Consider the following 18684-nt stretch of genomic DNA (forward strand, 5'->3'; position numbering starts at 1 on the left):
ACAAATCAGTCGTGGAATGCCTCTACCACTTTACGCTGACCCAGCATGAACGCGTCGGCCACGTGGCGCAGCGGCGCCACATCGACGTCCGACTTGCCGGCGCGGATGATGGCGGCGAAACGCTGGTACAGCGACGGATATTCGGCTTCCTTCTCCAGCGCCTGCTCGGCGCCGTCGATCCACAGGCGCGAGCCGCCGTCGGCCAGCCGCACCTCGCCCTTGGCGGTGGTGACGATGATGTCCCAGCTTTGCTTGCCGGTCTGGCGCCAGTCGAATTCGGCGTGCACCTCAACGCCGTCGGCGTCCTGGAAATGCAGGTCGGCGGCGATCGGCGCGTCGCGGTTTTCCGGGAATTCCAGCGCGGCCCTGGTCAGGAACACGGCCGACGGCAGGATCTCGGTGACGATCGACAGCGCATTGATGCCCGGATCGAACACGCCCAGGCCGCCGGCTTGCCAGATCCAGTCCTGGTTCGGGTGCCACTGGCGCACGTCTTCTTTCCAGACCACGTGCATGGCGGTCGGCTTTTCGACGGCCAGGTGGGCCTTGGCCGGCTGCACGCCCGGCGCATAGCGCGAGTGCCAGCTGGCGAACAGGCTCACGCCCTGTTCGGCGGCGTAGGCTTCCAGGTCGGCCACTTCCGACAGCGTGGCGCCCGGCGGTTTTTCCAGGAACACGTGCTTGCCGGCGGCCAGCGCCTTGCGCGCGGCGGCGTAGCGGTACTGCGGCGGCATGCACAGCGAGACGGCTTCGATGGACGGATCGGCCGCCAGCATCGCTTCAATGGTCGGGAAGCTGGGAACGTTGTCGATGGTGTTGTTGCGGCTGGCCGTCGCGACCAGCGCGTAGTCGGCATTCGCGGTGATGGCTGGCAGATGCTGGTCGTAAACGATCTTGCCCACGCCGACGATGGCGAGTTTGATTGGTGACGTCATCAATGTTTCCTGGTTGAGTTGATCCGGCAGACTATCATCTCAGCCAGCCGCGCAACAAGCGCGGAAGGACGTCACCTTGTATTTATTATCAATAAGCCGATTATTGGGGTTCAACCGGCATCGCAGGACCGATCCCCAGCAGGTCGGACACGGTGCGCCACAGCTGGCGCGGCGAGGTCCACGGCTTGGGCAGGAAGGCGCTGCCGGCGTTGTGATGCTCCGGATGGCGCGCCGAATACATCAGCACGCGCGCGTCGCCCTGGTAGGCGCGCAGCTCGGCCAGCAGGTCGATGCCGTCGCCGTCCGGCAGGTCCGGGTCCAGCACCACCAGCGCGAACTTTTCCTTGTGCAGCAGTTCCTGCGCGGCGGCCAGGGTCGGCACGTGGGTAACCTGGGTTTCCGGCACCAGCAGCGCGGCCAGCACCAGCGCCGCGTCGTGGTCGCTATCGATGTGCAGCACGCGGGGCGCCGAGGCAAAAATGGAAAAACCGATGGCGCCGCCGCTCTCTTCGGTCAACGGGCGATAGGTGCTGCTTGGATGATCGTTGGTCATGACTGTCTCCGCTGGATAAGCTAGGTGCAAGCTCGGCGGAGTTGGGCCGAAGGAATCGGGGGTGGCGCAGGGTACAGGCGGCCATTGAGGCGACAGGCGCAGATCAGGCATGTCGCTGCTGAGGCTGACGGATAGGTTTTATCCGCCGCTCAGACAGTAGTGTATCTCAAAAATGCTTCAGAGCAAGGAAAATTGCCCTGATCGTTTACTTTTTCAGACGGTTGTTGAACGCGGCGTGCAGGCTGTTCAAGGTTTCCTCGGCCGCCAGCAGCTGGTCCGCCACCTCGTTCACCTTGCGGCGATTGGAGCGGGCGTGGTCGCGCAGCACCTCGAATGCGGTGTTGCGGTCGGTCTGGAATTTGCACATCAGCAAGCCCACGGCCAGGCTGGTTTCGCGGCCGGCAGCCAGGGCGGCGTTCAGATTCAGCTCGGTACGGCGCAGCTGGCGGATCTCGTCGGCGCGCGCCAGGCCGGCGGCAAAGGCCGGCATCAGCTGCTTCTCGTCGACCGGCTTGACCAGGAAGCCGACCGCGCCGTAGGAGGCGGCCTGCTTGCCAGCGTCGGCATCGCCGCGTCCGGACAGGAACATGAATGGCACCGAACTGGTGGCGTGCAGCTGCTTGGCCAGTTCCAGGCCGTTCATGCCGGGCATGTGGATGTCCAGCAGGGCCAGGTCCGGCTCGCGCTGGGCAATGGCTTGCAGGGCTTGTTCCGCGGAAGGCGCTTTGGCTACGTCGTAGCCGGCATGGCTCAGGACTTCGCCAAGGAAGTCGAGCAGCAGTGGATCGTCGTCGACAATGAGAATGAGACGCTTGGGGCTGACGGAAGATAAAGGCATAGGGGCGGCTACCTCGGGCTATTGCTAACGAGTCCATTATAAAGCCGAAAACCGTCTGCACTCCAAGCGTTTTATTGCTGCGTAAATAGCAACTGGAATTGGCCTACCGCATCCGCCACACTTTCAGCTTGATAGATGCTGCTGATGGCGGCCACCATATCGGCGCCGCGGGCGACCAGCGGGGCGGCGTTTTCGGGGGTCATGCCGCCGATGACGACGGTCGGCACGTGGATCAGTTCGCGGGCCAGGTCGAGGATGGAGGGCGGCGTCGTGACCGCGTATTGCTTCACGCGCGAGGGGTAAAAGCCGCCGAAGGCGACGTAGCTGGCGCCGGCCTGCTGGGCGTTCAGCGCGCGCGGCAGGTCGCCGTAACAGGAGGCGCCGATGATTTTTTGTGTGCCCAGCCGGGCGCGGATGTCGGCCACTTCGGCGTCGGTGCCGCCGAGGTGGACGCCATCGGCGTCCAGTTGCTCGCACAGGTCGACGAAGTCATTGACGATGAACGGCACGCGGTGACGGCGGCACAACGCCAGCAGCGCGGCGGCCTGTTCGGCGCGCTGGTCCGGTCCGGCTTCCTTGTGGCGGTATTGCAGCAGCGCGATGTGGCCGGCCTTCAGCGCCTGTTCGCTGACGTGCAGCAGGCGGTCGGTGTTGTCCCAGTTGGGCGTGACGAGGTAGAGTCCTTGCATGATTTCTCCTGATGGTTAGCGCAGCGGGATGCGCTGGCCGGCGGCGATGGCGTAGGCGTCGCGCAGCGCGTGGTAGACGTAGTGCTGGGCGTGCTCCAGCGCCACGGCGGTCGGCAGGCCCAGCGCCAGCTGGCCGGCAATGGCCGACGCCAGCGTGCAGCCGCTGCCATGAAAAGCGCCATCGTGGCGCGGCCAGCGCCATTCGCGCGGGCGCGGCGCCGGCCCGCTGCCATCCACCGCGACAGTCAGGGCCGCCGCCGTTGCGCGGGTCGACGCAGCGCCGGCGAGCGGGGCGCCGGGGCCATACCAGCGGTTGACGACGTCATCGCCTTCGCCGTGGCCGCCGGTGATGAGGACGTGGCGGCAGCCGCGCGCGCGCAAGGCGGCGGCCTGCGCATCCGGCTGCACCACCGGCGGCACCACGCCGCTGAGCGCTTGCGCCTCCGGCCCGTTGGGCGTCAGCACGGTGGTCAGCGGCAGCAGCGGCGACAGGGCTTGCGCCGCATCGTCGCGCGACAGCAGATCGCCATGGCCGCTGGCCAGCACCGGGTCCAGCACCACCGGCAGCTCCGGACGCGGCATCGCATCGCCGCGCGCGCGCAGCCACACGATGAACTCCGCAATCGCCCGCGCATTGGCGGCGCTGCCGGTAATTCCGATCTTCACCGCGCTGATCGCCATCTTGCCGGCCACGGCCTGCGCCTGCCGCAGCACCAGTTCCGCGTCCACCGGCTGCACGCCGTACACCCGGTCGTTGTCCTGCACCGTGAGCGCCGTGCAGACCGTGAGCGCGTGCGCGCCCTGCCCCGCGATCGCCTGCGTGTCCGCCGTCAGCCCGGCGCCGCCGGACGGATCGAGTCCGGCGAACACCAGCACACAGGGACGCGCATCGGCGCCGCTCATGCCAGCCGGCCCGCCATCGGCGACGACGGCGACGCTGCGAACTTGCGTGGAATACGGCCCGCCAGATAAGCCTCGCGGCCGGCCTGCACGCCCAGCTTCATGGCGCGCGCCATGCGCACCGGATCCTGCGCGCCGGCGATGGCGGTGTTCATCAGCACACCGTCACAGCCCAGCTCCATCGCGATGGCCGCGTCGGACGCGGTGCCGACGCCGGCATCGACCAGCACCGGCACCCTGGCCTGCTCGATGATCAGCGACAGGTTCCACGGATTCAGGATGCCCATGCCGGAACCGATCAGCGACGCCAGCGGCATCACCGCCACGCAGCCGATATCCTCCAGCATGCGCGCCTGGATCGGATCGTCGCTGCAGTAGACCATCACATCAAAGCCGTCCTTCACCAGCGCCTCGGCGGCGACCAGCGTTTCCGGCATATTGGGAAACAGCGTCTGCTCGTCGCCCAGCACTTCCAGCTTCACCAGCTTGTGGCCGTTGAGCAGTTCGCGCGCCATCTGCAGGGTATAGACGGCGTCCCTGGCGTTGTAGCAGCCGGCCGTATTCGGCAGGATGGTGTACTGCGATGGCGGCAGCACATCCAGCAGGCTTGGCGCCTTCGGGTCCTGGCCGATATTCACGCGGCGGATCGCCACCGTGATGATTTCCGCTTCGGCGGCATCGGTCGCCTCGCGCGTCTGTTGCAGATCCTTGTACTTGCCGCTGCCAACCAGCAGCCGCGATTGATACGCCTTGCCGGCGATCGTCAATACGTCATTTACATCATTCATCTCGTTCTCCAGTTAGCCGCCGCCGATGGCGCGCACGATATCCACTTTGTCCCGCGCCCGCAGCACGCGCTCGGGCCACTGCTGGCGCGGCACCACGCTGCGGTTGACCGCCAGCGCCAGCGCCTGGCCGGTCAACGCCAGCGCATCCACCAGCTGGTGCAGCGTATGCTCCGGCGGCACCAGGTGCGGCGCCCCATTCAGTTCAATCTCGATCATGGTCAGGCCTTGCTATACAACTCGGCGCCGTTCCTGATGAACTCCACCGCCTTGACCTGCATGCCGTTCTCCGCATACGCGCGCACCTCCTGCGTGATCTTCATCGAACAGAAATGCGGCCCGCACATCGAGCAGAAATGCGCCACCTTGGCCGAATCCTTGGGCAAGGTCTCGTCATGGAATTCGCGCGCCTTGTCCGGATCCAGTCCCAGATTGAACTGGTCATCCCAGCGGAATTCAAAGCGCGCCTTGGACAGCGCGTTGTCGCGAATCTGCGCCCCCGGATGTCCCTTGGCCAGATCCGCCGCATGCGCCGCGATCTTGTACGTGATGATGCCGTCCTTGACGTCGTTCTTGTCCGGCAGGCCCAGGTGCTCCTTCGGCGTCACATAGCACAGCATGGCCGTGCCATACCAGCCGATCTGCGCCGCGCCGATGCCGGAGGTGATGTGGTCATAGCCCGGCGCGATATCGGTGGTCAAAGGCCCCAGCGTGTAGAACGGCGCCTCGTGGCACTGCTCCAGCTGCAAATCCATGTTCTCTTTAATCAGCTGCATCGGCACGTGGCCCGGACCTTCGATCATCACCTGCACGTCGTGCTTCCAGGCGATCTGCGTCAGCTCGCCCAGCGTTTTCAGCTCGCCCAGCTGCGCCTCGTCGTTGGCGTCGTAGATCGATCCCGGACGCAGGCCGTCGCCCAGCGAGAACGACACGTCATACGCCTTCATGATTGCGCAGATGTCTTCAAAATGCGTGTACAGGAACGATTCCTTGTGATGCGCCAGGCACCACTTGGCCATGATCGAACCGCCGCGCGAGACGATGCCCGTCATGCGCTTGGCCGTCAGCGGCACATAGCGCAGCAGCACGCCGGCGTGGATGGTGAAGTAGTCGACGCCCTGCTCCGCCTGCTCGATCAGCGTGTCGCGGAAGATTTCCCAGGTCAGGTCTTCGGCCTTGCCGTTGACCTTTTCCAGCGCCTGGTAAATCGGCACCGTGCCGATAGGTACAGGCGAATTACGGATGATCCACTCGCGCGTTTCGTGGATGTGCTTGCCGGTCGACAGGTCCATCACGGTATCACCACCCCAGCGGATCGACCAGGTCATCTTCTCGACCTCCTCGCCGATCGACGACGTCACCGCCGAGTTGCCGATGTTGGCGTTGATCTTGACCAGGAAATTGCGGCCGATGATCATCGGCTCCACTTCCGGATGGTTGATGTTGGCCGGGATGATGGCGCGGCCACGGGCGATTTCCGAGCGCACGAATTCCGCCGTGATCTCATCGGGAATGCTGGCGCCGTAGTTCTGTCCCGGATGCTGGCGGCCCATCAGGTCGGCCAGCCGCTGGCCCATCGGGCCGGACGCCTTCAGGCTCTCGATGTACTCCTTGCGGCGCAGGTTTTCGCGGATGGCGACGAACTCCATCTCCGGCGTGATGATGCCCTGGCGGGCGTAATGCATCTGCGTGACGTTTTTGCCTTCGCGCGCACGGCGCGGCCGGCGGTGCAGGTTGAAGCGCAGCTCTGCCAGCGCCGGATCGGCCAGGCGCGCCTTGCCGTAGACGGAGGTCGGGCCGTCCAGTTCCTCGGTGTCGTCGCGCTCCAGTATCCACGGCAGGCGCGGCGTGTCGGCCAGGCCGGAGCGGATGTCGATCCGCGCGTCCGGATCGGTGTACGGGCCGGAGGTGTCGTAGACGTAGACTGGCGGATTGGCCTCGAAGCCGAACGACGCCGGCGTGTCGGCCTGCGACACCTGGCGCATCGGCACGCGGATATCGGCGCGGCTGCCTTGCACGTAGATCTTGCGGGAATTGGGTAGTGGCTGAATCGCTGCCTCGTCCACCGTTGCGGTGGCGGACACGAATTTCGGGTTGGCGTTCATTTGGCTCCTTTGTTGGGCTACAGGAGCCAGCAAAGGAGGGAGGACGACAGTCCGCACCCATGCGTGGTGCGGCGGCATCCTGAGCTTCCCTTCGCTGGCATTATCCAGATCAGGTTCGGAGGGTATTTCTCACCCGCGTCGCGCATATCCAAGATGCGCGACGCAGGACCCCTAGCGTGTGCTACCTTGCGGCAGCGCGCCGATTATACGCCCGCCGTTCGAAAAGTGGCAAAAATCCTACATTCTCGGCGCGGACACTCAGGTATAGTTGTCTGATGCCATATAGCAATTGTCACCGACCCAACATCCTGCCGCGCATTTTCGCCTTGCTGAGCCTCCTGCTCTGCCTGCTGATGCAGGGGGTGCCGGTGCGCGCCGCGCCCGGCGAACGCTGGGCCGGCATGACCCACACCGCCTTCAAGCGCTATGCGCACAACGACATCAGCAGCGGCCTGTGTTTCGCCCAGGACGCCCAGGGCTTTCTGTGGATCGGCACCCAGTCCGGCCTGACGCGCTGGGACGGCAACCGCCACGTCAAGTACGTGGCCGACGCCCGCGACGACGCCCTGCCCGACAGCTACATCATCAGCGTCCACGTGGACAGCCGGGGCCGCCTCTGGGTCGGCATGAATTCCGGCGGCCTGGCGCGCTACGATCCGGAACACGACAACTTCGTGCGCTACCGCGCCTCCCCCACCGGCCTGCGCGACCCGCGCGTGGCCGCCATGACCGACGACGGCGAAGGCGGCCTGTGGATCGCCACCGGCAGCGGCCTCGACCATCTGGCCGCCGACGGCCGCTTCAGCCGCCGCGGCGACAGCTGGGGCGCCGCCGCCCTGCCCGAAGGCGGCATCGACGCCCTGGCGCGCGACGCCGACGGCACGCTGTGGGCCGGCACCCGGCGCGGCCTGTTCCAATTGCAGCAAGACCAGCCGGCGCGGCCGGTGCCGCTGGCCGGCAAGTCCGGCATCGCCATCGGCGTGCTGCGCAAGGACAGCGCCGGCCGCCTGTGGATCGGCAGCCGCACCAGCGGCGCCTTCCTGCTCGCGCCCGGCGCGGCGGTGGCGGCGCCGGTGCTGGAAAGCGGGCCGCAATCCTCGCTACAGAATGAACGCATCTCGGCCATTATCGAAGCGGCGCCAGGCGAAATCTGGGTCGGCACCGACGGCGCCAACGGCGGCATCGTGGTGCTCGACGTCGAGCACCATACCTCGCGCCGCATCCGCCACCGCACCGACACGCCGGACAGCCTGGCCGACAACGACGTGATGGCCATGTTCATGGAACGCAGCGGCATCATCTACGCCTCCGACATGGCCGGCATCAGCCAGCACGCGCCGCAGCCGCGCGCCGTGACCACCATCCGCCATGTGAACGCCGCCCGCAGCGGCGTCGCCAGCGTGCCCGGCGTGATGGTCGCGCCCGACGGCCGGCTGTGGCTCGGCATGATCAGCGGCGGCATCGACATCATCGATCCCTACCAGGGCTACAGCGGCAGCCTGGCCGCCGGCACCGGCCTGCCGCAGGGCCGCGTGCTGACGCTGGTGACCGGTCCCGACGGCGACGTCTACCTCGGCACCCAGCATGGCCTGTTCCGCGCCAGCGCCGATGGCCGCAGCGTGCAGCGGGTGCTGCTGCCGCAGCGGCGGCCCGAGGAGGAAATCTATGCGCTGGCGGTGGCCGGCAACACGCTGTGGCTGGGCGGCCTGGACGGCCTGTGGGGCTTCGACCTGACGCCCGGCGCGGCGCCGCGCCTGCTGCGGCACGAAGAAAAAAACCTCGGCGATGCGCGCGTGACCGCCATCCTGCCGGCCGGCGACAACATCTGGGTCGGCACCCGCACCGGCCTGGCGCGCGTCAGCGCCGACGCGGTCGAGGCCATCCCCACCGACCTGACGACGCCGGACCGGCTGCCGCCCGGCTATGTGTCGTCGTTGATGCTGGATCAGCAGGGCCGCCTGTGGCTGTCGAATTTCGGCACCGGCGTCGTGATCCTGGAACGCACCGACGCCGACGGCCGGCGCCGCTTCCGCCGCATCGGCATGCAACAGGGCCTGCCCGACAGCGGCGCCAACAAGCTGCTGCAGGACGCCCAGGGCATGGTCTGGGCCAGCACCGACGCCGGCCTGGCGCGCATCGATCCCCGTTCGCTGGCGGTGCGGGCGCTTGGTCCCGGCGAAGGCGTGGACGTGCCGACCTACTGGACCAATGCCGGCGCCGTCACCCCGGCGGGCGAACTGGTGTTCGGCGGCCTGTCCGGCCTGACCGTGGTGCGGCCGAAGGCGCTGGTCGACTGGCACTACACGCCGCCGGTGGTGGTCACGCGCATCCAGCTGAACGACAAGGAAATCCCGATCGGCCCGTATAACGCGGGCCTGGCCGGCAAGGCCGCGCCGATCACCGTGACCACCGCCGCGCGCGAACGCGGCTTTTCGGTGGAGTTTGCCGCGCTCGACTACTCGGCGCCGGAGCGCAACCGCTACGCCTACCAGCTGAAAGGCTTCGACCGCCACTGGGTCGACAGCGAGGCCACCTCGCGCCGCGCCAGCTACAACAACCTGCCGCCGGGCGACTATGTGCTGCAACTGCGCGGCTCCAACCGCAACGGCGAGTGGGCCGCGCCGCTGGAGGTGCCGGTGCGGGTGCTGCCGGCCTGGCACCAGGAGCCGGTGGCGCGGCTGGCGATGATCGCGCTGGTGCTGGTGCTGGGCGCCGGCCTGGTGCAGGCGCGCACCGCCTTCCTGCGCCGCCGCCAGCGCGAACTGGAAGCGATGGTCGAGGCGCGCACCGCCGAACTGCGCGCCACCCAGGCGCAGCTGGAAACGCTGGCTTACGGCGATCCGCTCACCGGCCTGGCCAACCGCCGCCTGTTCAACGACGAATTGCGCCATCTGGTGGCGCAGGCCGAGCGCGGCGGCCCGGCGTTCACGCTGCTGCTGATCGACCTGGACCGCTTCAAGCCGGTCAACGACACCTATGGCCACGACGCCGGCGACGCGCTGCTGGCCGCCACCGCCGACCATCTGCGCGCGGCGGTGCGCGAGGCCGACCGGCCTTTCCGCCTGGGCGGCGACGAATTCGCCGTGCTGCTGAGCCATACCAACAACAGCGAGACGCTGGAACCGGTGTGCACGCGCATCCTGGCCAACCTGGCGTCACCGCTGCCGCATGGCGATGCCATGATCGCCATCAGCGCCAGCATCGGCGCCGCCGTCTACCGCGAGGGCGACAGCCACGAGCAGCTGTACAAGCGCGCCGACGTCGCCCTGTACGAAGCCAAGGCGACCGGCCGCGACAGCTGGCGCCTGGCCGACTAGCCGGCTAGTCCTTGAACTGCGGCGTGGTCTTGCTCATGCCGGCCATCATCGCCGCCTGCAGGTCGGCCGACATCAGCATGGCGGCGTTCCAGGTGGCGACGTAGTTGAGGCCGTCGGCGACGCTGTGGTCGCGGGCGTAGTTGATCATCTCCTTGACGCCGCGCACCGACAGCGGCGACTTGGCGGCGATGCCGGCGGCGATCTCGCGCACGCCGGCGCGCAACGCCTCCGGCGATTCGAACACGCGGTTCACCAGGCGCATGTCCTTGGCCTCGGCGGCGTCGAACTTGCGCGCGGTGTAGGCCAGCTCGCGCGCCATGCCGTCGCCGATCAGCCGCGGCAGGCGTTGCAGCGTGCCGACATCGGCCACCATGCCGATATCGATTTCCTTGACGGTGAACCAGGCGTCGACCGAGCAGTAGCGCATGTCGGCGCAGCAGATCAGATCGATGCCGCCGCCGACGCAGGCGCCGTGCACGGCGGCCAGCACCGGCTTGCGGCAGCGTTCCAGACTGGTCAGCGTATCCTGCAGATCGAGGATCACGCGGCGCAGGTTCTCGCGCGTGCGGCCGTCGCAATCGTCGCGCACCTGCGCGCCGACGCCCATCATCATCTGCAGATCGATGCCGGCGGTGAAGGCCTTGCCCTCGCCTTCCAGGATCGCCACGCGGATCTCCGGCGTCTCATCGATGTAACGGAAGGCGCTGCGGATATCGTTCCACATCGCCGCATTCATCGCATTCAGCTTGTCCGGCCGGTTCAGCCGCACCGTCGCGATCTTGTCTTCCACACTCAGCGTCAATGTTTCAAAGTCAGGCATGCCAGGTCTCCTCGTTGTAATGATGATATTTTGCCACTGCCACAATAATGCGCAGCAGGGGCTGCGTCATCTATAATGGCTGTCTCCGCAAACGCATTTACTAAAATATATCAGCCATATCATGGAATTAGCCAAGTCTTTCGAGCCTGCCGACATTGAACAGTTCTGGCGTACCGAGTGGGAATCGCGCGGTTATTACACCGCCACCCTCGACGCCGGCAAGCCTTCTTTCAGCATCCAGCTGCCGCCGCCGAACGTCACCGGCACCCTGCACATGGGCCATGCCTTCAACCAGACCATCATGGATGGCCTGACCCGCTACCACCGCATGCTGGGCCATAACACCGCCTGGATCCCCGGCACCGACCACGCCGGCATCGCCACGCAAATCGTCGTGGAGCGCCAGCTCGACGCGCAGAAAATCTCGCGCCACGACCTCGGCCGCGAAGAGTTCATCAAGAAGGTGTGGGAGTGGAAAGAAAAATCCGGCTCCACCATCACCGGCCAGATGCGCCGCCTGGGCGCCTCGCCGGACTGGCAGCGCGAATACTTCACCATGGACGAGACGCGCTCGAAAGTGGTGACCGACGTCTTCGTCCGTCTGCACGAGCAAGGCCTGATCTACCGCGGCAAGCGCCTGGTCAACTGGGACCCGGTGCTGGGCACCGCCGTCTCCGACCTGGAAGTGGTGTCGGAAGAAGAAGACGGCTCGATGTGGTACATCAAGTACCCGCTGGCCGATGGCAGCGGCTCGCTGACCGTCGCCACCACCCGTCCTGAAACCATGCTGGGCGACGTCGCCGTGGCGGTCGATCCAACCGACGAACGCTACCAGGCGCTGGTCGGCAAGATGCTGACGCTGCCGCTGGTCGGCCGCGAAATCCCGATCATCGCCGACGAATACGTCGACAAGGCCTTCGGCACCGGCTGCGTGAAGATCACGCCGGCGCACGACTTCAACGACTACGCCGTCGGCCAGCGCCACAAGCTGGCGATGCCGTCGATCCTGACGCTGGAAGCCAAGATCACCGACGACGCGCCGGAAGCCTATCGCGGCATGGACCGCTTCGCCGCCCGCAAGCAGATCGTCGCCGACCTGGAAGCGCAGGGCCTGCTGGTCGAAGTCAAGCCGCACAAGCTGATGGTGCCGCGCGGCGACCGTACCGGCGTCGTCATCGAGCCGATGCTGACCGACCAGTGGTTCGTCGCCATGAGCAAGCCGGCGCCGGAAGGCACTTTCTTCCCGGGCAAATCGATCGCCGAAACGGCGCTGGAAAAAGTCGCCAGCGGCGACATCAAGTTCGTCCCTGAAAACTGGAGCAACACCTACAACCAGTGGCTGAACAACATCCAGGACTGGTGCATCTCGCGTCAGCTGTGGTGGGGCCACCAGATTCCGGCCTGGTACGACGACAACGGCAACATCTACGTCGCCAAGACCGAAGCGGAAGCGGTCGCCAAGGCCGCCGCGCAAGGCGTCACCACGCCGCTGCGCCGCGACAACGACGTGCTGGACACCTGGTTCTCGTCCGCGCTGGTGCCGTTCTCGACCCTGGGCTGGCCGGAAGAAACCCCGGACCTGAAGGCCTTCCTGCCATCGTCGGTGCTGGTGACCGGCTTCGACATCATCTTCTTCTGGGTGGCGCGCATGGTGATGTTCACCCTGCACTTCACCGGCAAGGTGCCGTTCGAGACCGTGTACGTGCACGGCCTGGTGCGCGACTCGCAGGGCCAGAAGATGTCCAAGTCCAAGGGCAACACGCTGGACCCGATCGACCTGATCGACGGCATCGGCGTCGAAGCGCTGGTGGAGAAACGCACCACCGGCCTGATGAACCCGAAAGCGGCCGAGAAGATCGCCAAGGCCACCCGCAAGGAATTCCCGGAAGGTATCGCCGCCTATGGCACCGATGCGGTGCGCTTCACGATGGCCTCGTACGCCTCGCTGGGCCGCAACATCAACTTCGACCTGGGCCGCGCCGAAGGCTACCGCAACTTCTGCAACAAGCTGTGGAACGCCACCCGCTTCGTGCTGATGAATACCGAAGGCAAGGACTGCTCGGCTTCCGAGGCCGACCTGTCGAACGCCGACAAGTGGATCATCTCGCTGCTGCAAAAGGCCGAGCTGGATGTGGCCAAGGGCTTCGAAGACTACCGCTTCGACAACATCGCCTCGACCATCTACAAGTTCGTGTGGGACGAGTACTGCGACTGGTATCTGGAAGTGGCCAAGGTGCAGGTACAGAACGGTACTGAAGGTCAGCAACGCGCGACCCGCCACACGCTGCTGCGCGTGCTGGAAGTGGTGCTGCGCCTGGCGCATCCGGTGATCCCGTTTGTGACCGAAGCGCTGTGGCAGGCGGTTGCGCCGCTGGCCGGCAAGACCGGCGATTCGATCATGCTGCAACCGTATCCGATCGCGAATACCGCCAACATCGATGAGTCGGCCGAGGCGTGGATGCAGCAGCTGAAGGCGCTGATCGATGCGACCCGTAATCTGCGCGGTGAAATGCAACTGGCGCCGTCGCTGCGCGTGCCGCTGATCGTCGAGCCGGGCAATGCGGCCGACAAGGAAGCGCTGGCGCTGTGCGCACAGTACATCCAGGCGCTGGGCAAGCTGGCCGAGGTGCAGATTGTCGATGCGCTGCCGGATTCGCCTGCGGCGGTGGCGGTGGTCGGTACGACCAAGCTGATGCTGAAGGTGGAGATCGACGTCAAGGCCGAGCGTGAGCGTCTGAGCAAGGAGATCGCGCGTCTGGAAGGCGAGATCAACAAGGCTAACGGCAAGCTGTCGAATGAGAGCTTTGTGGCGCGTGCGCCGGCGGAAGTGGTGGCGCAGGAGAAGGAACGCGTGGCCAACTTCTCGGCGACGCTGGACAAGATGCGCGAGCAGATTGCCAAGTTGCCACCCGCCTAAACCCACACGGCCAGGTGGGGTCTGACCCCGTACGGGGTCAGACCCCTAAGCGGTACGGCATGCGTATCGCTTGGCTTGCGGGTCTCAGGCCAGTAGTTCGGCGTAGCGGGCAATGTCCACATTGCCCCCGCTGATGATGATGCCGATGCGCTTGCCTTGCAGTTGGGTTTTTATGGCGCGTGCGGCGGCCAGCCCCAGGCCGCCGGTCGGTTCAATCACCATTTTCATGCGTGCGGCGATGAAGCGCATTTCAGCGCGCAGCTGTTCGTCGCTCACCGTCAGGATGTCGTCCACGTCGCGCTGGATGATCGGGAACGTCAAATTGCCCAGGTGCTGGGTTTGCGCGCCGTCGGCAATCGTCTTCGGCGTTTCGATGTGCACGATGCTGCCGCTGCGGAACGATTGCTGGCCGTCGTTGCCGGCTTCCGGCTCCACGCCGTAGATCTTTGCCGCCGGCGACAATGCGCGCGTTGCCAGCGCTGTCCCGCTCAGCAGACCGCCGCCGCCCAAGGGCGCGAATACATAGTCCAGGCGTCCCACCTCTTCCAATAATTCCTTTGCCGCCGTGCCCTGCCCGGCGATCACGTCCGCATGGTCGTACGGCGGGATCAGCGTCAGGCCGTGCTTGGCGGCCAGGTCGCGGCCGATCTGTTCGCGGTCTTCCGTGTAGCGGTCGTAGATCACCACTTGCGCGCCGTAGCCGCGTGTCGCGGCGATCTTGGCGGCCGGGGCGTCGTGCGGCATGACGATGGTCGCCGGAATGCCCAGCAGCTTGGCCGACAAAGCCACCGCCTGCGCGTGATTGCCCGACGAGAAAGCCACCACGCCCGCCTTGCGCTGCTCCGGCGTGAACTTGGCCAGCGAATTGTAGCCGCCGCGGAATTTGAACGCGCCCATGCGCTGGAAGTTTTCACACTTGAAGAAGATTTCCGCGCCCAGCTCGGTATTCGCCGTGGTCGAGGTCAGCACCGGCGTGCGGTGGGCCACGCCGGCAATCCGCTCGGATGCGGCAACCACGTCTTCAAAAGTAGGCAGTTTCAGTTCACTCATGATTTTTCCTGTAGTGGATTAGCGCGCATCGTTGTAGACGGTGGCGCGGGAGACGTTGAGATAGGCGGCGACGATGTCCATCGCGCGGCGCACTTCGCTCAGGCCGGATTCCTTCAGCTCGCGCATCAACGCCTTGCGCTCGTCGGACTTCAGCGCGCGCGGCGTGGTGCCAAGGCGTGCGGCGAACTGGTCGATGCGCTGGCGGATGGCGTCGGCGCCGCTCGGCGCCATGGTTTCCGTGACGGCGGCGGCCGTGTCCACGCTGCCGAATTGCGTCAGCATGGTGTTCAGGCTGCGGAACACGGTCAGGTCCACATTCAGGCACAGCGCGGCGATGTAATGGCCCTGGCTGTCCTTGATGCCGATCGAGGTGCTCTTGGCCAGGCGGCCGTCGGGGAAGGTGTTGGGATAGTTGGCGATGACCTGCTCGAACGCCGGATCGGCAGCGCGTGCGAGGCCCAGCTCGGTCGCCGGCGCGCCGACGTCGCGGCCCGACAGGTTGTTGTGGATCGCCAGGATGGCGTGCTCCGGCTCGGTCAGGTCGTGCAGCACGACTTCGCAGAAAGGCGCGAGCGTTTTGCCCAGCCCTTCCGCGACTTGCTGCATCTGCGCGAGCAGATTCTGATGTTCAGCTGTTTTTTTCATCTGCACATATTATCTTATTTTAGATAATATGTGCAGTTTTAGATCAAAACGGTCAGAACGTGTAGTTCACGCCCACGTTGACGAAGCGACCAATCGCACCGGCCGAGTGCAGCGACAGATTGTATGGCCGGCCGCTGCCGTAGGTGCTGACGTCCACCGGCGGCGCCTGGTTGAACAGGTTGGTCACCGAAGCGTGGAAGGTCCACTGCTTGTCCAGCTTGTAATGCGCCGACAGGTCGGTTTCCAGGAAGGAGTGCACCTTGCAGAACTGCTCAGGCGTATTCCCCTCCGGGAAAATGCCGTTCATGGTGCCGCCGTCCGCGCAGGTCAGCTGGCCGCTGGTCGGGTCGGTCAGGTTGTAGCTGGAAATCCAGTGGAAGGTGGTGGCGACATCCCACTTGCCCTTCTCCCAGGTCAGCTCCAGCTGCGCGCGGTCCTTCGGATTGGCGGTGTCGGCGCCAATGCCTGCCGGACCGTGGCCGCCGGCCAGCTCATACGCCACGCCGCCGATGTTCATCACGTAGCTGAACGCGTGGGCGAACTGGAACTCGGTTTTCAAGCGGCCGTAGTCGCCCAGGTTGAAGCGGTAGCGGGTGTCGAATTCCATGCCGCGCGTGCGGGTGCTGTTGGCGTTGATCGGCGTCGCTGGGTAATACGCGATGCGGCCCACGCTTGGCGTGCAGGTGTAGGTGCCGCCGTTGCCGTCGGCGCAATCGCTAGGCTCCGGCGAGTTGCGTACCGGCGTGCCGGACAGCGGGCCGCCGACGATCTGGTCCTTGACGGTGATCTGGTACAGGTCGATCGCCGTGCTCCAGCCCTTGACCGGTTCCAGGATCAGGCCCAGCGTGGCGGACACCGATTTCTCCGGCTTCAGGTCGGGATTGGTGGTGGTCAGGCCGATCAGCGATTCGTTACACGAAGCGATCACGGTGCCGCGCGGATACTGGCCATTGGCCTGGTAGCCGGAGGCGCACAAGATCGGATCGGCGTTGCTGCCGACGCCGCCGCTGCTGGCGGAGTTGCCGTTCTCGGCCGGCCCCGGCGCGCGGAAGCCTTTCGACAGCGTGCCGCGCAAGGCGATGGCGTCGGTCGGCATGTACTTGAACGCCAGCTTAGGCGTGGTCGAATTGCCGGCCAGGCTGTAGTGGTCGAAACGCACGGCGCCGTCGATTTCCAGGTTCTTCAGCACCGGCGCCACGAATTCCATGTAGGCCGAGCTGGCGGTCTCGGAACCGAAGGCATAGGCGCCGTTGGTGTTGCCGTCGGCGTTAGGCATGGCCGGCGCCGACAGCTTGGTCTTGAAGGTTTCGGCGCCGATACTGACCATCAGGTCGCCCCCTGGCAGCGTGGCCACCGAACGCGAGCCGTGCAGCTCGGCGAAGTCCAGTTCCGAAGTATCGTACGAGGACACGTTGCGGAAGATGGCGGCCATGTCTTCCGGCGTGTTCTGGCCGTACACCAGGTAAGGATTGGTCGCACGGTTCAGCGCCGCGTTCAGCGCCGGCACGTTCAGGTTGCCCGTGCTGTTGCGGTCCAGGTTGTTGCGCGTGTAGCCGATCGAGGCGTCGATATCCCACGACGCCCAGTTGCCGGTCACGTCCGCCACCAGGCGGTAGGCCTTGGAGTCGGTGGTGATGTTGCGGTCCGGTGCGCCGGGAATCGGGCCGCGCAGGATGGCGGCGACGCCGAACGGATTGCCCGGATAATTGGCCGGCACGCGTATCGTCGGAATCGCGGTGCCAGCCAGGTAGTGCGGCGGCACGCCGGACATCATTTCCAGCTGCTGGCCGTATGCCGACGGGAAGTTGGTGAAGCCCTGCGGCAGGCGCACCTTGCTCTCGAACATGGAGGCCTTGAAGTCCGCCTGCCAGCCGTTGCCGAGGTTCTTGGTCAGGCTGGCGATCAGGTTGATGTTCTCGGTCTTCGGCTGGATTTCCTTGTACGGATCGTCATAGGCGCAGCCGCCCGACGCCAGTTGCGCGTAGCTGCTGCAGGCCGAGCCGGGGAAGAAGCCGAAGGCGGCGCTGTTGTTGGCGCCCGGTACGCGCGTCACATTCGGATTCAGGAAGTATGGCGACAAGGTCAGCGGCGCGGTGTTCTGCGGCGTGATGACGCCGGTGGCCTTGTTGCTGCCGCCGTAAGCCGACATGTCCAACGCCTGCCAGGTGCCGCCGTCGGCGCGCTGGTTGTAGCGGATCGAATCCTGGTGGCGGTACTCGGCGCTGAAGTAGGCGTTGTAGCCGTCCTTGTCGAGATCGCCCAGGCCGTGCGTGATGGTGGCGTGGCTGGTCTGGCCGCCGCCCTGGGTCGCCCGGCCGCCCTCGGCCGAGAGGAATGTGCCGGTCAGGTTTTTCTTCAGGATGACGTTGACCACGCCGGCCATCGCGTCCGAACCGTAGACGGCCGAAGCGCCGTCCTTCAGGATCTCGATGCGCTCGACCGAATCGAACGGAATATTGGAAATGTCGACGAACGAGCGCGAGCCGTCATCCGCCAGCGGATACGGCGCCATGCGGTGGCCGTCGATCAGCACCAGCGTGGCGTTGTCGTTCAGGCCGCGCAGCGAGATGCCGGCGCCGCCGGCCGCGAAGCCGCCCGAGAAGGTCTGGCTCAGCGTGCCGGCGCCATTGGCGGTGATGTGTTGCAGCACATCGGCCACCGAGGTGTAGCCCGAGTTTTTCAGATCGGCGGCCGTCAGCACCTGCACCGGGCTGGGCGTTTCCGCGTCGGCGCGGCGAATGAAACTGCCGGTGATTTCAACCTTGGTGATCGGCGACTCGGCCTGCGCGTCCGCCTGCGCCATCGCCGGTGAAATGAAGGCAGCCGAAAACGCGCCGGCAGTGATCAGTTGCGTGATCGCCAGCGGAATAGCTTTCAAATTTCTGGACATCAAAACTCCCTTTTTAGATTATTAAATACCTTTCAGATGGATACGCGCAGCGTCCTGCAGCGTGCTAAACGGTTTAGATCGAATAAAATATAGGTATGCGAAATTCGCATGTCAAATGCAACATGCAAGCATCGTTGTGTTTAGTGAATCTGCACGCATCAAACACAAACTCTGCAACAACGGTTGACGATGGCGATATTTCCGGCATAGATTTAGTCGGATTTACTTCACGCGCCTTCA

14 protein-coding genes and 1 riboswitch are annotated in these 18684 nt (G+C 65.5%); of the genes, 2 read left to right on the forward strand and 12 right to left on the reverse strand.

Translation table 11 applies throughout. The features are described 5' to 3' along the window. Positions 1-5 precede the first annotated feature (5 nt). The 8 genes from GJ698_RS05750 to thiC form a co-directional block, all read right to left on the reverse strand. On the reverse strand, positions 6-935 hold the full coding sequence (locus GJ698_RS05750; protein WP_154356646.1) for a Gfo/Idh/MocA family protein: 930 nt from the start codon (positions 933-935) through the stop codon (positions 6-8). A gap of 100 nt (positions 936-1035) precedes the next feature. Beyond that, positions 1036-1488, reverse strand: coding sequence for a response regulator (locus tag GJ698_RS05755; protein ID WP_154356647.1), 453 nt, complete (start codon positions 1486-1488; stop codon positions 1036-1038). A gap of 205 nt (positions 1489-1693) precedes the next feature. Then, positions 1694-2326: an ANTAR domain-containing response regulator gene (locus tag GJ698_RS05760; RefSeq protein ID WP_154356648.1), complete on the reverse strand. Its 633-nt coding sequence runs from the start codon at positions 2324-2326 to the stop codon at positions 1694-1696. Positions 2327-2397: 71 nt separating this feature from the next. Then, positions 2398-3015 carry a thiamine phosphate synthase gene (gene thiE, locus GJ698_RS05765; RefSeq protein ID WP_154356649.1) on the reverse strand — a complete coding sequence of 206 codons (618 nt, stop codon included), beginning with the start codon at positions 3013-3015 and terminating at the stop codon, positions 2398-2400. Positions 3016-3030: 15 nt separating this feature from the next. Next, positions 3031-3918 carry a bifunctional hydroxymethylpyrimidine kinase/phosphomethylpyrimidine kinase gene (thiD, locus tag GJ698_RS05770; RefSeq protein ID WP_154356650.1) on the reverse strand — a complete coding sequence of 296 codons (888 nt, stop codon included), beginning with the start codon at positions 3916-3918 and terminating at the stop codon, positions 3031-3033. Continuing rightward, positions 3915-4703, reverse strand: coding sequence for a thiazole synthase (locus tag GJ698_RS05775; protein WP_154356651.1), 789 nt, complete (start codon positions 4701-4703; stop codon positions 3915-3917). Before GJ698_RS05775 ends, thiD begins: the two co-directional genes overlap by 4 nt. Before the next feature lie 12 nt (positions 4704-4715). Further along, entirely contained in the window at positions 4716-4919 is a 204-nt protein-coding gene (thiS, locus tag GJ698_RS05780) for a sulfur carrier protein ThiS (RefSeq protein WP_154356652.1), read from the reverse strand. A gap of 2 nt (positions 4920-4921) precedes the next feature. Beyond that, positions 4922-6805: a phosphomethylpyrimidine synthase ThiC gene (thiC, locus tag GJ698_RS05785; RefSeq protein WP_154356653.1), complete on the reverse strand. Its 1884-nt coding sequence runs from the start codon at positions 6803-6805 to the stop codon at positions 4922-4924. Positions 6806-6874: 69 nt separating this feature from the next. Next, positions 6875-6988: riboswitch (TPP riboswitch) on the reverse strand. 143 nt (positions 6989-7131) lie between these two features. On the opposite strand from thiC, the gene GJ698_RS05790 reads away from it, so the two are divergent. Continuing rightward, complete coding sequence (locus GJ698_RS05790) at positions 7132-10122, forward strand: ligand-binding sensor domain-containing diguanylate cyclase (protein WP_166454808.1); 2991 nt, start codon at positions 7132-7134, stop codon at positions 10120-10122. A 4-nt stretch (positions 10123-10126) separates the two neighbouring features. On the opposite strand, the gene GJ698_RS05795 is transcribed toward GJ698_RS05790, so the two are convergent. Beyond that, complete coding sequence (locus tag GJ698_RS05795; protein WP_154356655.1) at positions 10127-10942, reverse strand: crotonase/enoyl-CoA hydratase family protein; 816 nt, start codon at positions 10940-10942, stop codon at positions 10127-10129. Positions 10943-11063: 121 nt separating this feature from the next. On the opposite strand from GJ698_RS05795, the gene GJ698_RS05800 reads away from it, so the two are divergent. Further along, a complete protein-coding gene (locus GJ698_RS05800; RefSeq protein WP_154356656.1) occupies positions 11064-13859 on the forward strand; it encodes a valine--tRNA ligase in 2796 nt (931 codons plus the stop codon). Between the two features lie 84 nt (positions 13860-13943). On the opposite strand, the gene GJ698_RS05805 is transcribed toward GJ698_RS05800, so the two are convergent. Genes GJ698_RS05805 through GJ698_RS05815 form a run of 3 tightly spaced genes read right to left on the reverse strand, consistent with a single transcriptional unit; the run spans position 13944 to position 18444 of the window. After that, positions 13944-14909, reverse strand: a complete 966-nt coding sequence (locus tag GJ698_RS05805; protein ID WP_154356657.1) for a threo-3-hydroxy-L-aspartate ammonia-lyase — start codon at positions 14907-14909, stop codon at positions 13944-13946. Between the two features lie 18 nt (positions 14910-14927). Continuing rightward, positions 14928-15554 (reverse strand): helix-turn-helix transcriptional regulator, encoded by a 627-nt coding sequence (locus GJ698_RS05810; RefSeq protein ID WP_154356658.1) that lies wholly within the window; start codon positions 15552-15554, stop codon positions 14928-14930. Between the two features lie 52 nt (positions 15555-15606). Beyond that, positions 15607-18444 (reverse strand): TonB-dependent receptor, encoded by a 2838-nt coding sequence (locus GJ698_RS05815; RefSeq protein ID WP_154356659.1) that lies wholly within the window; start codon positions 18442-18444, stop codon positions 15607-15609. Positions 18445-18684: the final 240 nt, after the last annotated feature.

Origin of the sequence: Duganella aquatilis, assembly GCF_009674565.1 — a bacterium.
GTDB classification, from domain to species: Bacteria; Pseudomonadota; Gammaproteobacteria; order Burkholderiales; family Burkholderiaceae_D; genus Rugamonas; species Rugamonas aquatilis.

Coding starts and splice junctions, on each gene's coding strand:
- GJ698_RS05750 (WP_154356646.1), bottom strand. CDS start 935: ATGACGTCACCAATCAAACTCGCCATCGTCGGCGTGGGCAAGATCGTT.
- GJ698_RS05755 (WP_154356647.1), bottom strand. CDS start 1,488: ATGACCAACGATCATCCAAGCAGCACCTATCGCCCGTTGACCGAAGAG.
- GJ698_RS05760 (WP_154356648.1), bottom strand. CDS start 2,326: ATGCCTTTATCTTCCGTCAGCCCCAAGCGTCTCATTCTCATTGTCGAC.
- thiE (WP_154356649.1), bottom strand. CDS start 3,015: ATGCAAGGACTCTACCTCGTCACGCCCAACTGGGACAACACCGACCGC.
- thiD (WP_154356650.1), bottom strand. CDS start 3,918: ATGAGCGGCGCCGATGCGCGTCCCTGTGTGCTGGTGTTCGCCGGACTC.
- GJ698_RS05775 (WP_154356651.1), bottom strand. CDS start 4,703: ATGAATGATGTAAATGACGTATTGACGATCGCCGGCAAGGCGTATCAA.
- thiS (WP_154356652.1), bottom strand. CDS start 4,919: ATGATCGAGATTGAACTGAATGGGGCGCCGCACCTGGTGCCGCCGGAG.
- thiC (WP_154356653.1), bottom strand. CDS start 6,805: ATGAACGCCAACCCGAAATTCGTGTCCGCCACCGCAACGGTGGACGAG.
- GJ698_RS05795 (WP_154356655.1), bottom strand. CDS start 10,942: ATGCCTGACTTTGAAACATTGACGCTGAGTGTGGAAGACAAGATCGCG.
- GJ698_RS05800 (WP_154356656.1), top strand. CDS start 11,064: ATGGAATTAGCCAAGTCTTTCGAGCCTGCCGACATTGAACAGTTCTGG.
- GJ698_RS05805 (WP_154356657.1), bottom strand. CDS start 14,909: ATGAGTGAACTGAAACTGCCTACTTTTGAAGACGTGGTTGCCGCATCC.
- GJ698_RS05810 (WP_154356658.1), bottom strand. CDS start 15,554: ATGAAAAAAACAGCTGAACATCAGAATCTGCTCGCGCAGATGCAGCAA.
- GJ698_RS05815 (WP_154356659.1), bottom strand. CDS start 18,444: ATGTCCAGAAATTTGAAAGCTATTCCGCTGGCGATCACGCAACTGATC.